Source organism: Sphaerisporangium melleum (assembly GCF_014646695.1).
GTDB classification, from domain to species: Bacteria; Actinomycetota; Actinomycetes; order Streptosporangiales; family Streptosporangiaceae; genus Sphaerisporangium; species Sphaerisporangium melleum.
Genome location: NZ_BMNT01000008.1, coordinates 200,130 through 215,339 on the forward strand (window position 1 = coordinate 200,130; position 15,210 = coordinate 215,339).

The 15,210-nt window shown below is 71.9% G+C and carries 13 protein-coding genes; 4 read left to right on the plus strand and 9 right to left on the minus strand.

Translation table 11 applies throughout. The annotated features are described in order from the left end of the window. Positions 1-5: 5 nt before the first annotated feature. Complete coding sequence (locus IEY93_RS09430) at positions 6-377, minus strand: PH domain-containing protein (protein WP_189162590.1); 372 nt, start codon at positions 375-377, stop codon at positions 6-8. 53 nt (positions 378-430) lie between these two features. Further along, on the minus strand, positions 431-2,812 hold the full coding sequence (locus IEY93_RS09435; protein ID WP_189162591.1) for a Tex family protein: 2,382 nt from the start codon (positions 2,810-2,812) through the stop codon (positions 431-433). Positions 2,813-3,112: 300 nt separating this feature from the next. On the opposite strand from IEY93_RS09435, the gene IEY93_RS09440 reads away from it, so the two are divergent. Next, positions 3,113-3,316 carry an SHOCT domain-containing protein gene (locus IEY93_RS09440; RefSeq protein WP_189162592.1) on the plus strand — a complete coding sequence of 68 codons (204 nt, stop codon included), beginning with the start codon at positions 3,113-3,115 and terminating at the stop codon, positions 3,314-3,316. 238 nt (positions 3,317-3,554) lie between these two features. Here IEY93_RS09440 and IEY93_RS09445 read toward each other — a convergent pair whose 3' ends face one another. Then, entirely contained in the window at positions 3,555-5,513 is a 1,959-nt protein-coding gene (locus IEY93_RS09445; protein ID WP_203968197.1) for a glycosyl hydrolase family 18 protein, read from the minus strand. A gap of 339 nt (positions 5,514-5,852) precedes the next feature. Between IEY93_RS09445 and IEY93_RS09450 the strand changes: the two genes are divergently transcribed. Further along, complete coding sequence (locus IEY93_RS09450; RefSeq protein WP_189162593.1) at positions 5,853-6,644, plus strand: maleylpyruvate isomerase family mycothiol-dependent enzyme; 792 nt, start codon at positions 5,853-5,855, stop codon at positions 6,642-6,644. A 156-nt stretch (positions 6,645-6,800) separates the two neighbouring features. Here the strand turns inward: IEY93_RS09450 and rbsD are convergent, their stop codons facing one another. The 6 genes from rbsD to IEY93_RS09480 form a co-directional block, all read right to left on the minus strand. Then, complete coding sequence (rbsD, locus tag IEY93_RS09455; RefSeq protein WP_189162594.1) at positions 6,801-7,190, minus strand: D-ribose pyranase; 390 nt, start codon at positions 7,188-7,190, stop codon at positions 6,801-6,803. Next, positions 7,187-8,095 carry a ribokinase gene (locus tag IEY93_RS09460; protein ID WP_189162595.1) on the minus strand — a complete coding sequence of 303 codons (909 nt, stop codon included), beginning with the start codon at positions 8,093-8,095 and terminating at the stop codon, positions 7,187-7,189. The genes rbsD and IEY93_RS09460 overlap by 4 nt, the downstream gene beginning before the upstream one ends. Before the next feature lie 27 nt (positions 8,096-8,122). Further along, positions 8,123-9,067 carry a D-ribose ABC transporter substrate-binding protein gene (locus IEY93_RS39725; RefSeq protein ID WP_189162596.1) on the minus strand — a complete coding sequence of 315 codons (945 nt, stop codon included), beginning with the start codon at positions 9,065-9,067 and terminating at the stop codon, positions 8,123-8,125. An 82-nt stretch (positions 9,068-9,149) separates the two neighbouring features. Continuing rightward, a complete protein-coding gene (locus tag IEY93_RS39730) occupies positions 9,150-10,118 on the minus strand; it encodes an ABC transporter permease (protein WP_189162597.1) in 969 nt (322 codons plus the stop codon). Beyond that, on the minus strand, positions 10,102-11,631 hold the full coding sequence (locus IEY93_RS09475) for a sugar ABC transporter ATP-binding protein (protein ID WP_189162598.1): 1,530 nt from the start codon (positions 11,629-11,631) through the stop codon (positions 10,102-10,104). The genes IEY93_RS39730 and IEY93_RS09475 overlap by 17 nt, the downstream gene beginning before the upstream one ends. Further along, the gene (locus tag IEY93_RS09480; protein WP_189162599.1) at positions 11,628-12,755 is read right to left on the minus strand and encodes a LacI family DNA-binding transcriptional regulator; all 1,128 of its coding nucleotides are present in this window, start codon (positions 12,753-12,755) and stop codon (positions 11,628-11,630) included. The genes IEY93_RS09475 and IEY93_RS09480 overlap by 4 nt, the downstream gene beginning before the upstream one ends. Positions 12,756-12,978: 223 nt before the next feature. Here IEY93_RS09480 and IEY93_RS09485 point away from each other — a divergent pair, with 223 nt between their 5' ends. After that, complete coding sequence (locus IEY93_RS09485; protein ID WP_189162600.1) at positions 12,979-13,179, plus strand: hypothetical protein; 201 nt, start codon at positions 12,979-12,981, stop codon at positions 13,177-13,179. A 385-nt stretch (positions 13,180-13,564) separates the two neighbouring features. Beyond that, positions 13,565-15,210: SGNH/GDSL hydrolase family protein (locus tag IEY93_RS09490; RefSeq protein ID WP_229691004.1), on the plus strand; the 1,646-nt coding region annotated here is incomplete at its 3' end.

Here is a 15,210-nt window from a genome sequence, read left to right on the forward strand (position 1 = left end):
CCGGATCAGTGGCCGGCGATGAAGTGCAGGATCACGTTGTGGACGTGGTGGCTCTTCTGCTCGCCCCGGAACTCCACCTCGTACACGTGCGTCCCGACGTTGATGGCGATGGCCCCGGATGAGAAGAAGGAGCCCGCCAGCGACTTGTTGCTGACCACGCTGACGCTGGTGATCTTCGAGTACGGGATGCTGGTGATCGCCACCTTCTTCCCGATGAACGACTTGTCCTGGATGATCACTCGGCGGTCGGTCAGGCCGAGGAAACCGGTGCCCGCGCCGATGGCGTCGTACACCGCGATGATCTGCTCACCCTGGAGCAGCCCGCTTTGGATCTGTTGTAACTGCTCAGGCCGGTCGAACGGGATGTTCTGGCTCATCGGCACTCCTCGATGCGCTGTGCACGCGGGCGGGCGGGCGTACGGGATCGCTCCTACTTCAGGCCCTTGTCCAGGCCTGCCTTGCGGAGGGCTTCGGCGAGGGCACCGCCGGGCTGGGGCGCGCGGTCGCGGTTGCCGCCCCGGCGATCGGAGCCGCCACGGCCGCCGCCGCCCCTGCGGTCGCGGTCAGCGCCGCCGGAGGCGTTCTGAGCGCCCCGGCCGCCGCGTCCGCCCTGGCCCGGGGCGGCGTTCGCGCCCGCGGTCTCGTCGTCCAGGCGCAGGGTGAGCGAGATGCGCTTGCGCGGGATGTCGACGTCCAGGACCTTCACCCGCACGATGTCGCCCGGCTTGACCACCTCGCGCGGGTCCTTGACGAACGTCCGGGACATCGCCGAGACGTGGACCAGCCCGTCCTGGTGGACGCCGATGTCGACGAACGCGCCGAACGCGGCGACGTTGGTGACGACGCCCTCCAGCAGCATGCCCGGCTTCAGGTCGCCGAGGGTCTCCACGCCTTCCTTGAAGGTCGCCGCGCGGAACGCCGGCCGCGGGTCACGGCCGGGCTTCTCCAGCTCCTTCAGGATGTCGGTGACCGTGGGCAGGCCGAAGGTGTCGTCGGCGAAGTCGGCCGGGCGCAGCGTGCGCAGCACGGCGGTGTTGCCGATCAGCGTCTTGATGTCGTCGCTGGTGGTGTCCAGGATGCGGCGCACCACGGGGTAGGCCTCGGGGTGCACCGAGGAGGCGTCCAGCGGGTCGTCGCCGCCGGGGATGCGCAGGAACCCCGCGCACTGCTCGAACGCCTTGGGCCCCAGGCGCGGCACGTCCTTCAGCGCGCGGCGCGAGCGGAACGGGCCGTTGGCGTCGCGGTGCTGCACGATGTTCTCGGCCAGGCCCGAGCCGATGCCCGACACCCGGGTCAGCAGCGGCGCCGAGGCGGTGTTGACGTCCACGCCGACGGCGTTCACGCAGTCTTCGACCACGGCGTCCAGCGAGCGCGACAGCTTGGTCTCCGACACGTCGTGCTGGTACTGCCCGACGCCGATCGACTTGGGGTCGATCTTGACCAGCTCGGCCAGCGGGTCCTGCAGGCGGCGGGCGATGGACACCGCGCCGCGCAGCGACACGTCCAGCTCGGGAAGCTCCTGGGAGGCGTAGGCGGAGGCCGAGTAGACCGACGCCCCGGCCTCCGACACCACGACCTTGGTGAGTTTGAGGTCGGGATGCCGCTTGATCAGGTCGCCGGCGAGCTTGTCGGTCTCGCGGGACGCCGTGCCGTTGCCGATGGCGATCAGGTCGACGGCGTGCTCGCGGGCGAGGCGTTCCAGGACGGCGATCGACTCGTCCCAGCGGCGGCGCGGCTCGTGCGGGTAGATCGTGGCGGTGGCCACGACCTTGCCGGTGGCGTCCACGACGGCGACCTTCACCCCGGTACGCAGGCCGGGGTCCAGGCCCATGGTCGCGCGGGTGCCGGCCGGGGCGGCGAGCAGCAGGTCGCGCAGGTTGGCGGCGAAGACGCGGACGGCCTCCTCCTCGGCGGCCTGCCACAGCCGCATGCGCAGGTCGATGCCGAGGTGGACCAGCACCCGGGTGCGCCAGGCCCAGCGCACGGTGTCCAGCAGCCACCGGTCGGCCGGCCTGCCCTGGTCGGCGACGCCGAAGCGGCGGGCGATGCTCCGCTCGTAGCCGCTCGGGCCGTCCTCGGCCGGTGCCTCCTCCGGCTCCAGGGTGAGGCCGAGCACCTCTTCCTTCTCGCCGCGGAACATCGCCAGCACCCGGTGGGAGGGCAGCTTGGTGAACGGCTCGGCGAAGTCGAAGTAGTCGGAGAACTTCGCGCCGGCCTCCTGCTTGTCGTCGCGTACCCGGGACACCAGGCGTCCGCGGGTCCACATCTGCTCGCGCAGCTCGCCGATCAGGTCGGCGTCCTCGGCGAACCGCTCGATCAGGATCGCCCGCGCGCCCTCCAGCGCGGCGGCGGCGTCCGGCACGCCCTTCTCGGCGTCCACGAAGACCGCGGCGGCGGCCTGCGGGTCGCGGGTGGGGTCGGCGAGCAGCCCGTCCGCCAGCGGCTCCAGCCCCGCCTCGCGGGCGATCTGCGCCTTGGTGCGGCGCTTGGGCTTGTAGGGCAGGTAGATGTCCTCCAGGCGGGCCTTGGAGTCGGCCGCCATGATCTGGGCCTCCAGGGCTTCGTCCAGCTTGCCCTGCGAACGGATGGACTCCAGGATCGCCGCGCGCCGCTCCTCCAGCTCGCGGAGGTACCGCAGGCGCTCCTCCAGGGCGCGCAGCTGCGCGTCGTCGAGGCTCTCGGTCGCCTCCTTGCGGTAGCGGGCGATGAACGGCACGGTGGCGCCGCCGTCGAGCAGGTCGACCGCGGCCTGCACCTGCCGCTCGCGCACGCCGAGCTCTTCGGCGATCTTCTGATGGATGGAGATCGTCACGATCCTGGTCCGCCTTCGCTTCTGAGGTCCGGGGAAGATTGTGCCTGCTCCGCACACCGGTTGTCGCGCCGCGGCGCCCCGGGCCCGCCGGACGGCGAAGGACACCGCCCCAAGGCGCCGCGAGCCGCGGGGCGTGGAACCACGCCCGGTAGAGAGCACCCTACGGCGGGCGGCCGCCGGGCGTGCCGTACCGGCGCGGACCTGCGAGACTGGGGGCGCGGCTCCCGGGAACCGCGGTGTCCCCCCGGTGCCGCCGCAGGCCACCGCGATCGGGTGGCCGCGGGGAACTCGGAGGTCGGCGTGAGATACCTGTTCCTGGTCGTCGGGCTGGTCGTCATCGTCTGCTGCGTGCTGATGCTCGCGCGCTCCTACGTGTCCGAGCGCCGGCGGCAGATCCTTCCGGCGGACCATCCGAAGGAGATCCTCAAACGCCGCTACGCGGCGGGAGAGATCGACGAGGACGAATACCTGCGCCGCATGTCCGGCCTGTCGCAGGACTGGTGACGCCTCCCGGCAGGCATGCCCCTTCCGGGAAGGATGACCCCTCCGGGAAACCGGCGCATCAGGGCAGACCGCCGTCTCCTGGGAACGGTGACATCTCGTGGAAGCCTGATGTCCGCTGGAAACGTGACATCTCCGGGGAAACGTCACGACGCCCCCGGAAGTAAGGTCCCCCGGGAAACGGCGAGGCCGGGGAGTGGGCGTGCGCCCGGCTCCCCGGCCCCTCTTGCCTCTACCGCGGCTACCCCAGGCCGCTGCGCATCGCGGTGATCAGCTCACCGCCGGTGGTGTCTCCGCTGAGCTCCCAGAAGAACGAGCCGGCGAGGCCCTGGTTCTTGGCGTAGCTCATCTTCCCGGAGATGGTGGACGGGGTGTCGTAGCTCCACCACTGGTTGCCGCAGTAGGCGTACGCCGTCCCCGCCACGGTGCCGGTCGCCGGGCACCTGGTCTTGAGCACCTTGTAGTCCTCGATGCCCGCCTCGTAGGTGCCGGGGGCCGCGCCGGTCGCCGAGCCGCCGGGCGTGCTCTGGGTGACGCCGGTCCAGCCGCGGCCGTAGAAGCCGATGCCGAGCAGCAGCTTGCTCGCCGGGACCCCCTTGCCCTTCAGCTTCTGGATGGCGGCGTCGGAGTAGAAGCCCGCCTGCGGGATGCCGCTGTAGGAGGTCAGCGGCGAGTGCGGCGCGGTCGGGCCGGTCGGGGCGAAGGCGCCGAAGTAGTCATAGGTCATGACGTTGTACCAGTCGATGTACTGCGCCGCGCCGCCGTAGTCGGCCGCGTCGATCTTGCCGCCCGAGGTGCCGTCGGCGGTGATCGCGGCGGTCACCAGGTAGCTGGATCCGAAGCGGTTGCGCAGCGCCTGCATCAGGTTCCTGAACGCCGCCGAGCCACTGGAGTCGCAGATCAGGCCGCAGGCGTTCGGGTACTCCCAGTCGATGTCGATGCCGTCGAACACGTCGGCCCAGCGCGGGTCCTCGACCAGGCTGTAGCAGGAGTTGGCGAACGCCGCCGGGTTGGCCGCCGCCTGCCCGAACCCGCCCGACCAGGTCCAGCCGCCGAAGGACCACAGCACCTTCAGGCCGGGGTGCTTGGCCTTGAGCTTGCGGAGCTGGTTGAAGTTGCCGCGCAGCGCCCCGGTGTCCCAGGTGTCGGCCACGCCGTCCACGCTCTCGGCCGCGCTGTAGAACCGGTCGTAGGCGGCGTAGGAGTCGCCCATCGCGCACTGGCCGTTGGTGACGTTGCCGAAGGCGTAGTTGATGTGCGTCAGCTTGCCGCCCGACCCGCTGGTCTCGATGTTCTTGACGTGGTAGTTGCGCTGGTAGACGCCCCAGTCGGCGAAGTAGCCGAGCAGCTTGTTCCCGCCGCCCCCGCCGTTCTGCGTGGTGGCGCTGACCTGGTTGCTCGCCGCCGACAGGTTGCCCGCGGCGTCCCGGGCCCGGACGGTGTAGGCGTACGTCGTGTTCGCCGCCAGCCCGCCGTCGGTGTAGGTGGTGCCGGTGACGGTGGTGACCAGGGTGGAACCGCGGTAGACGTTGTAGCCGGTGACGGCGACGTTGTCGGTGGAGGCGTTCCAGGCCAGCGAGACGCTGGAGCTCGTCGTGCCGGTGGACCGCAGGTTGCCCGGCGTGCTCGGCGCCGTGGTGTCGCCGCCGCCGCCCGGAGTGGTGACGTTCACCGTGTTGCTCGCGGCCGACACGTTGCCGGCGGCGTCGCGGGCCTTGACCGTGTAGGAGTAGGCGGTGTTCGCCGTCAGGCCGCCGTCGGTGTAGGTGGTGCCGGTGACGGTGGTGACCAGGGTGGAGCCGCGGTAGACGTTGTAGCCGGTGACGCCGACGTTGTCGGTGGAGGCGTTCCAGGCCAGCGAGACGCTGGTCGAGGTCGTGGCCGTGGACCGCAGGCTGCCGGGCGCGCTCGGCGCGGTGGTGTCGCCGCCGCCGGTGATCGGCCCCCACAGGGCGGGGACGTTCGGCGGCTCCCAGCCGACCAGGGAGGTGTGCGCCTGGATGCAGCGGTAGTCCACCCCCTGATAGGTCACGATGGCCCCCACCGCGTACCAGGTGTTGGGCGCCCAGGCGGTGGCCATGGCGGCCCTGCTCGCGGTGATGGCCGTCGCGGACGCGCTCGGCCCGACCGCGACCGCCGTGCCGAGGGGCAGGAGCATGGCCCCCGCCGCTACCAAGACCTTGACGAACTTCAATCTCATGCTTGCTCCACGTCCATCCGGCGGATGCGAGTTGGGGGGCGGCGAGGACGTGCCTTGCGGCGGGGGTTCGCGGGGCGGTGGCGCCGGGCGTCCGCCTTCAGGCGTTCACGGGGTGCGTGTGCGATGGGAGCGATGGGCGTGACGGCGGGGATCGCGGCATGTCAGCGACCTTCCTGCCTCGGCGATGCCAAGTAACTCTTAGGAAGCTTTCCTTTTAATTAGCAGCGAACCTACCTGGCGTTGACTGCCCCGTCAATGCCTTGTCATCCCCTATCTACCGGGGCGCGTCGTGGCCGCCCCTCTCGGATACGGCGGCGCGGCGGTCTACGCTCAACGCTCATGACCACGCCCACGAAAGACCACCGGTCCAACGAGGAACTCTGCGCGGCGCTGGAGGCGGAGGTGGCCCGGCTGGCCGAGGTGGCCGGGGGAGCCGGCCTCGCCACGCCGGTGCCCACCTGCCCGGGGTGGACGCTCGGCAAGCTGCTCCGGCACGTCGGGATCACGCACCGCTGGGCCGGCCACATCGTGCGCGAGCGCGTCGCGGCGCCGATCCGCTCGCGGGACGTGCCGGTCGCGCTGCCCGCGGACGACGCCGAGTACCCGGGCTGGCTGGCGGACGGCGGCACCGCCCTGGTGGCCGCGCTGCGCGACGCCGGCCCCGCCGCTCCGGCCTGGTCCTGGGCCGGCGAGCCGCGCTTCCAGACCTCGGGCTTCTGGGCGCGGCGGATGCTGCACGAGACGACGGTGCACCGGGCCGACGCCGAGATCACTCTCGGGCGTGAGCCGCGCATCGCCGCCGACGTAGCGGTGGACGGCGTCGAGGAACTGCTGGACAACCTGCGCGTCGCCGGCTGGATCGCCGGACGGCTCGCCGAACTGCCCGGCGGCGGCGAGCGGCTGCACTTCCACGCCACCGACGCCGGGGAGGCGGGCGAGTGGACGGTCACCCTGACCCCCGGCGGCTTCACCTGGGAACGCGGCCACGGCAAGGGCGAGGTCGCCGTCCGCGGCGCGGCCGCCGACCTGCTCCTCCTGCTCTACGGCCGCCGCCGCCCGAGCGAGCCGCGCTTCGAGATCTTCGGCGACCAGGCCCTCCTCGACACCTGGCTCACCAAGACCGCCTTCTGACCGGCCCGCCCTGGCGGCGTCCGCCGATGGGCCGGCCCGGTGGCTGACCACCGGAGACGGGGGGCGCCTGGGCGGGTGCGAGGCCGAGGGCGCGCATCACCGTCAGAAGCAGGGCCGAACTCCGCCGGGAGCCGCTCCGCTACCTCGTCATCACCATCAGAAGGGGACGCCGCAGCGGAGGATCACGTTGGCGTACGGCCGGGCCTCGCCGGTGCGGACGATGACCCGGCAGCCGCCGCTCAGCGCCTTGAGCCGCTCGTGCGGGACGTACGACAGGCCGGGCAGCCGGTCCGTCAGCAGGTCGGCGCACTCGGGGTTGGCCGACCGGACCTCCTGGGCGGCGATGGCGCCCTCGACCACGATTTCGGCGAGGACGCCGTCCAGCACGTCGGCGAACGACGGGATGCCGGGCAGGAACGCCAGGTCGACGACCTGCGCTCCGGGCGGGATCGGCATCCCGCTGTCGCAGATGAGCACCTCGTCGGTGTGGCCGAGCCGGGCGATGGCGCCGGCCAGGGCGGCGTTCAGGATGCCGGTTCGCTTCATGGTTCTTCGACTTCCGAAAGGGTCGGGAAGGAGCTCTGCGCGCCCGCTCCGCGTACCGTCGCCGCGCCGACCCGCACCGCGAACGCCACGGCGTCGGCCAGGCCGTCCCCGCGGGCCAGCCGCCAGGCCAGCGCGCCGGTGAACGCGTCTCCGGCGCCGGTGGTGTCCACCGCCTCCACCCTGGGGCTCGGGATCGTCGTGACACCGGAGGCGTCGGCGGCGACCGCGCCGCCTGCGCCCAGGGTGATCACGACCGAGCGCGGGCCGAGCCGGAGCAGCGCCCGCGCCTGCTCGGCCGGGGGCCCACCGGCGCCGAGCACCATGCGGGCCTCGTGCTCGTTGACCACGAGCGGGTCGCACAGGGCGAGCAGCTCGTCGGGCACCGGCGCGGGCGGCGAGAGGTTGAACACGGCCCGGTGCGCGGCCCGCGCCGCCGCGAGCACCGTGGGCAGCGGCGTCTCCAGTTGCAGCGACACCACCGGCGCCGAACGGAGCAGGCCGGCGGCGTCCGCCACGTCCTGCTCCTCCAGCCGGGCGTTGGCGCCGGGGGAGACGATGATGCTGTTGTCGCCCTCCGGCCCCACGGTGATCAGCGCGACGCCGGTCGGCGCGCCGGCCTCCCGCAGGTGACCGAGGTCCACCTTGTCGCGTTCGAGGGACTCGCGCAGCAGCCGGCCGTGGCCGTCGGCGCCGACCCGGCCGAGCAGGGCGACGCGCGCGCCGAGCCGGGCGGCGGCGACGGCCTGGTTGGCGCCCTTGCCACCCGGATGGGTGGACAGGTCGGAGCCGAGAACGGTCTCACCGCGGCCGGGGCGCCGGTCCACGCGGACCACCAGGTCCACGTTGGCCGATCCCACGACCACCACGTCCAGCGGCCACTCGCCGGTCGGGTCGATGGGTTCCATCATGATCACCTCGCCGTGAGCAGGGGGTCAGGAGGCGGAGAACTCGGAGGCGTTGTCCTTGGTGGCGATCTTGACAGGGACGTCCAGCGTGGCGGGCAGCTTCTCGCCCTTCGCGGCCTTGACCGCGTTCTGCACGGCCTGCTGCCCGAGCAGTGCCGGCTGCTGGGCGACGCTGGCGGCCAGCGTGCCGCCCTCGATCGCCTTCAGCCCGTCGGGGGTGCCGTCGAAGCCGACCACCTTGACCGATGTGCCGGCCTTGCCGCCGAGCGCCTTGATCGCACCGAGCGCCATCTCGTCGTTCTCGGCGAACACGCCGGTGACGTCCGGGTGGGACTGCAGCAGGTTGGTCATGACGTCCAGGCCCTTGGTCCGGTCGAAGTCCGCCGGCTGCTGGGCGACGACCTGGATGCCCGGGTAGCCCGCGATGCCCTCGGTGAAGCCCTTGCCCCGGTCGCGGGAGGCCGAGGTGCCGGCCACCCCCTGCAGGACGACGACCTTGCCCTTCTCGCCGAGCTGCTTGGCCAGCTCCTGGGCCGCCAGCTTGCCGCCGGCCACGTTGTCGGAGGCCACGGTCTGGGTCACCTGCGCGCCGTTGACCCCGCGGTCCACGGCGAGGACCGGGATGCTGGAGCGCTCGGCGAGCTTCACGGCCGGCGCGGCGGCGTCGGAGTCCACCGGGTTGATGATGATCGCCTTCATGCCCTGGCTGGCGAAGTTCTGCACCTGGTTGACCTGCTGGGAGGCGTCGTTCTGCGCGTCGGTGACGGTCAGCGTGGCGCCGAGCTTCTTGGCCTCGGCCTCGGCCCCGGTGCGGAGCTGGACGAAGTAGGGGTTGTTCAGCGTGGAGACGGACAACCCGATCTTCACGTCGGAGCCGCCGGAGGACGCGCCGCCGGAGGAGCCGCCGGAGCCGCAGGCGGCGAGGCCGAGGGTGAGCGCCGCGCCGGCCAGGACGATGGCGGGGATTCGCATGATGGTCTACCTCGTTCGGTGTTGCGATGATCTTGAGTGGTTCGGGAACGTTCCCGCGGTCGCGGGCGGCCGGGATGTCCGGCTAGGCGGAGCCGCGGCGGCGCAGGGTGTCGATGAGGACGGCGAGGGCGATGACCACGCCGATCACGACCTGCTGCCAGAAGGCCGACACCGACAGCAGGTTCAGGCCGTTGCGGAGCACGGCGAGGATCAACGCGCCGACCAGCGTGCCGAGCGCGCGCCCCTTGCCGCCGGACAGGCTCGCCCCGCCGATGACGACCGCGGCGATGGCGTCCAGTTCGTACCCCGAGGCGGCCTGGGGCTGCGCCGAGGCCAGGCGGCTGGCCAGTACGACGCCGGCGGTCGCCGCGAACGCGCCGGACAGCGCGTAGGTGATGAGCTTCTGCCGGTTCACCTTGATGCCGGACAGCCGGGCGGCCTCCTCGTTGCCGCCGATGGCGTACATCGCCCGGCCGGGGTAGGTGCGGTTCAGCACCACCGCCGTGATCACGCCCATGATGATCATGACCAGTACCGGCACCGGCAGGTACCCGCCGATCGTGTCGCCCAGGTGGGAGACGGCGTCCGGCATCGCGATCGGGCTGCCCTGCGAGACGACCAGCGCCAGCCCCCGGGCCACGCCGAGCATGGCCAGGGTCGCGATGAACGGCGGCAGCTTGCCGTAGGTGATCAACGCCGCGTTGACCAGGCCGCAGGCCAGGCCGGCGACCAGCGCCACCAGCGTCGCCACCGGCCAGGGCACGCCGGCGGAGGTCGAGGTCCAGGCCAGGACGATCGCCGACAGCGCCGCCACCGCGCCCACCGACAGGTCGATGCCGCCGGTGATGATGACGAACGTCGAGCCGAACGCCAGGATCGCGGTGACCGCCGCCTGGACGCCCACATTGAGCAGGTTCGTCACGCTCAGGAAGTCGCCGGACAACAGCGACAGCACCACGGCCAGCGCGACCAGCGCCGCGAGCGGGCCGTTCTCGGCGAGCAGGCCGCGCACGGCCGGGCGCCTGGTGAGCACGTCAGTGGACACGAGCATCCTCCACTTCGGTGACGGCGAGCCCCATCACCGCGTCCTGTGTCGCTCCGGCGGCGTCGATCTCGCCGACGAGCCTGCCCCTGGCCATGACCAGCACGCGGTCGCTCATCCCGAGGATCTCCGGCAGGTCGCTGGAGATCATGAGCACCGCGTGCCCGGAGGCCGTCAGGGAATTGATCAACTGGTAGATCTCGACCTTGGCACCGACGTCGATGCCGCGCGTGGGCTCGTCCAGGAGGAGCACGCGGGCGTCGGCGAGCAGCCACTTGCCGATCACGATCTTCTGCTGGTTGCCGCCCGAGAGCGTGCGGACCTCCTGGCCCAGGCCGCTCATCCGCACGCCGAGCCGCGCGGCGACCTCCCCGGCCGCGGTGCGCTGGCCCGCCCGGTCGACGAACCCGCCGTGGGTGGCCCGCCGCAGCGTGACCAGGCCGAGGTTCTCCGCGATGTCCGCGCCGAGGACGAGCCCCTGGCCCTTGCGGTCCTCGGGGACCAGGCCGAGCCCGGCCTCCATCGCCGCGTGGACGTCCCCGCCGGGCAGCGGGCGGCCGTCCATGAGCACCTCGCCGGAGTCGTACCGGTCGGCGCCGAACACCGCACGCGCCACCTCGGTGCGGCCCGCGCCGACCAGCCCGGCCAGGCCCACGACCTCCCCGGCCCGCACCTCGAACGAGACGTCGGTGAACGCCCCGGCCCTGGTCAGGCCGCGCACCTGCAGCAGCGGCGCGCCCGGGGCGGCCGCCTCCCGCGGGTACTGCTGGTCGATCGGCCGGCCGACCATCAGGCGCACCAGTTCGTCCTGCGGCGTCGTCGCGGGCACCTCGGTCACCGACCGGCCGTCCCGCAGCACGGTCACCCGGTCGCCGACCTGGGCGATCTCCTCCAGGTGGTGGGTGATGAAGACCACCGCCACCCCCTGGTCGCGCAGGTTGCGGACGATGGCGAACAGCCGCTCGACCTCGCTGGTGGTCAGCACGGCCGTCGGCTCGTCCATGATCAGGACGCGGGCGTCCAGGGCCAGCGCCTTGGCGATCTCGACCATCTGCATGCGCGCGATGCCGAGATCGGCGACCTTGGTCTTCGGATCCACCTCGACGCCGACCCGCGCCAGCAGCCCGCGGGCCCGCTCGTGCATGCGCTTGGTGTCGATCAGGCCGAACCGGCGCGGCGGCCGGCCGAGGGCGAGGTTCTCCCCGACGGACAGCTGCGGGACCAGGTTGAACTCCTGGTAGATGGTGGCGATGCCGAGCCGCTGCGCGTCACCGGCCGAGCGGATCTCCACCGGAGCCCCGTCCACCAGGATGCGTCCCGAGTCGGGGTGGTACGCCCCCGACAGCATCTTGATCAGCGTGCTCTTGCCCGCGCCGTTCTCGCCGAGCAGGACGTGGACCTCGCCCGCGCGCAGGACCAGGTCGACCCCGTCCAGCGCCACCACCCCGGGGAACCGCTTGCCCAGCCCCTCGACGCGCAGGATCTCCTGCCCGCGGGCCGGGCGCGGCCGTTCCTCGCTCATGCCGTGACCTTTCCTTCCTCACCCGCGAGCGCGGCGGTCCGCCGGCCGCGCCTTTCCCGCCCGCCCGTCCCGGCCTGCCCGCGTTCGGCGGCCTCGCCGGTCGCCCCGCGTGCGACGCACTCCCCGCCCTCGCCGCTCTCGCCGCATGAGCTGCGGACGATCAGGTGGGCGGGCAGGACGACCGACTCGGCGCGCCGGCCGGCCAGCATGTCCAGCAGCACCCGCACCGCGCGGCGGCCCAGCTCGGCCGTCGGCTGGCTGATCGCGGTGATCGGCGGGCTGATGTGGCCGAACCACGGCACGTCGTCGAACGAGACGATGCCGATGTCGTCCGGGATCCGGAGCCCCCGCTCCCGGATCTCGTCCAACGCGCCCAGCGCCATCAGGTTGTCGCCCAGGAAGATCACCTCGGGCGGCTCGGGCAGGTCCAGCAGCGCGGCGGTGAGCGCCTGACCGCTGCCGGTCCGGAAGTCGCCGACCCGGACGTACTCCGGCGGCACGGCCAGGCCCGCCTCGTCCGCCGCCGCGAGGAACGCCGTGGTGCGCTCGCGGCCGGTGGACAGCGTGCCTGGGCCGGAGATGAAGGCGACCCGCCGGTGGCCGAGATCGCGCAGGTGACCGGCCAGCTCCCTGATCGCCTCGGTGCCGTCCGCGCGGACCGAGGGAACGTCCAGGCCGGGCAGCACGCGGTCCAGGAAGACCAGCGGCCGGCCGCCGCGGACGACCTCCTCGACCAGCGGCGTGACCTCGGCGGTCGGGCAGACGAGCAGCCCGTCGACCCGCTGCTCCAGCAGGGCGCGCACGTAGTGGTCCTGCCGGTCGGCCCGCTCGTCGGCGTTGCCGATGACCACGGTGTACCCGGCGGCGCGCGCCTCGTCCTCGACGGCCCTGGCCAGCTCGGTGAAGAACGGGTTCAGGATGTCCCCGATGATCAGGCCGAGCGTTCTGGTCGCCTCAGTGCGCAGCGAGCGGGCGACGGCGTTCGGCACGTAGTTGAGCGCCGCCATCGCCGCGTACACCCGCTGCCTGGTCTCCTCGGTGACCGCGGGATTGTCGTTGAGCACGCGCGAGACCGTCGCCACGGACACGCCGGCCTGCGCGGCGACGTCCTTGATGCGAGCCATCGGGTCCTCCATGTAATCGATTTCACGAGGGTATGTAATCGATTACATGGCTGTAAACCACCCCCGGCATGACCTGCGTCACACCCACCCGCCACCCCGGGCCGATCCCGGAGGCTCCACAAGCCTGCGAAGCCTGCGAAGGCGCCCAGCCGGCCGTGCCCTGCGCCTATTGCGGCCGTGTGGGCGCGATGCCCACAATGGAGGCGGCTTGAGGAGGTCGCCGATGGACGCGCACGACGACGCGCCAGAGGAGCGGTTCACCGCCGAGGAGTACGCCTTCCTGCGCTTCGCGAGGTTCGGCCGGCTGCCCGAGCGGGTGCTGCCCGCCGAGATGGTCGAGGAGATCAAGACCGACCGCCCGCAGGACGTCCCCGAGCAGGCGTTCGACGTCCGCGTCTGGGGCGAGGCCGGCCGCCTCCTCTGACCCCGCCGTCCCGTTCCTCGCACCCGGGCTCTGTCCGCTCCCCGTGCCGCGCCCAGCTCCCGCCGCGTCCCGGCTCTGCCGGGCGTGCCGACCCGTACGCATGGGCCTCCCGGGGCGGCACGCGGTCATGGATGATCGTTCATCTGCCGTCCATCACATGGCCCTGCCGTCCTGGTCTTGCGTGCGTTCGGGAACACCACGACGGCGTTAACGTCCGGGGGCAAGTCCCATAGGGGAAGCCCTCGCGCATGGAGTCAGCATGCTAGGTGGAAGTATCCCGGGCGGTCCTGCCGTCGGCTTATCCGGCGGCGGCCGGAAGGAAGGGCACCGGCGGCCGGCACCAGGTCGTGGGTGGGGCAGGGTCGCGGTGGCGATTCTGGTCGTGATGTCGCTGGTCGTGAACCTGGCACAGACGGCCGAGGCCGCCGACGATCCGCTGCCTTCCAGTTACACGCTCACCGTTCCGCTGCCCGACAACACCGACCTCGGCAAGATCCGGGCCCAGGCCACGGAACTCAACAACCGCAACCCTCTCCTGAGCGACACGATCTACGAGGACAGAGCCCTCAATCCGGTCCGTTCCCCGGGCGGGCAAGTGGCCGTCGAGTATGACTTCGACGGCACCCTGTCGGTGACGGGCACCTCCCTCTCACTCACGATCACGCCGGTCGGAGCGCAGGCCGCGAGCCTGGACTACTGGCAGAACATCATCCTGGTCGGCGCGTCCCTCCTCTTGGGCTGGACGACTCGCATTCTGTGCGAGGGCGCGCTCGCCGGCGTGATCACGCCGGTGTTCGCCGCAGTGGTGTGCGTGGCCCTGGGCAATTTCATCGCAGCCTGGATCCCGCAGGCGGTGAACCTCATCGCCAACGGCCAGGACGCCAATCTCGGAGACTGGGCCTTGGCACTGGGGCTTTCCCTGCTGGCCGCCGGAGCGGGAGCCGTCTGGGAGGGCGGGGGCAACGTATGGGCCCGCACCGTGCTCCCGGGACATCTTCGCCGGATGGCCGCATGGCTGGTCGACAGAGGCCGGAGCTTCGGGGGCTGGTTCAGGCCCCTCGGCAACGGCATGGAGAACCTGGGGGAGGCGATCGACCTGGGCGCCCTCGACTTCTCCAACCGACTCGCCGACAGGATGAGCGCCGGCACCGCCATCACCAGGACGAACCTCCGGGTCATGCCGCTGGGCGACTCGATCACCGTGGGCTACGGAGGCGACGGCGACAACACGGAGACATACGTCGGCTACCGGCGCGCACTGCTGAGCCAACTACGGGCGGACGGCCACCCGGTGGACTTCGTCGGTTTCCAGAACTCGGGCGCGGGCCGCATCTCCGACACCGACCACGAAGGTCATGGAGGCTGGCGGATCGAGCAGATCGACAGGATCACCGAATGCAGCATCCGCCGCTGGCGGCCCAACGTCGTCACCCTGCACGTCGGAACCAACGACATGAATCAGAACTACGACGCCGGAACCGCCCCCGCCCGGCTCACCCGGCTGATCCGTAAGATCACCGATATCGCCCCGGAGACCACCGTGCTGGTCTCCCGGCTGGTGCCGTCGACGGATGCGGCCATCAACGCGCGGATCCAGCGGTACAACGGCGCGATCCCGACCATCGCCCTGACCCTCGCCGCCGAGGGCAGACGGGTCCGGGCCCTCGGCATGGACGCCATTGCCGCCACCTCCGCCGACATGAACGATCGGCTCCATCCCAACCAGGCCGGCTACGACAAGATGGCCGGCGCCTTCTCCATGGCGATCAACGGTGCGATCCACGACCGCGTCATCGCCGCCCCGGTCGCCGGCGACACCGGGCCGTGCGACGTCCCTCCGCCCCCCAGTCCCTCGGCGGGATGGAACCACATCACCCAGATCAACGCGGGTTACGGCTACCTGCGTGACTGGGTGCGCTTGGCGGATATGAACGGTGACAATCGGGACGACTATGTGGTCCTGCAGGATCTGGGGCAGGTGCGGGCCTGGTTGAACGACGGCGACGGGCAGAGCTGGACGTGGCGGGGTGA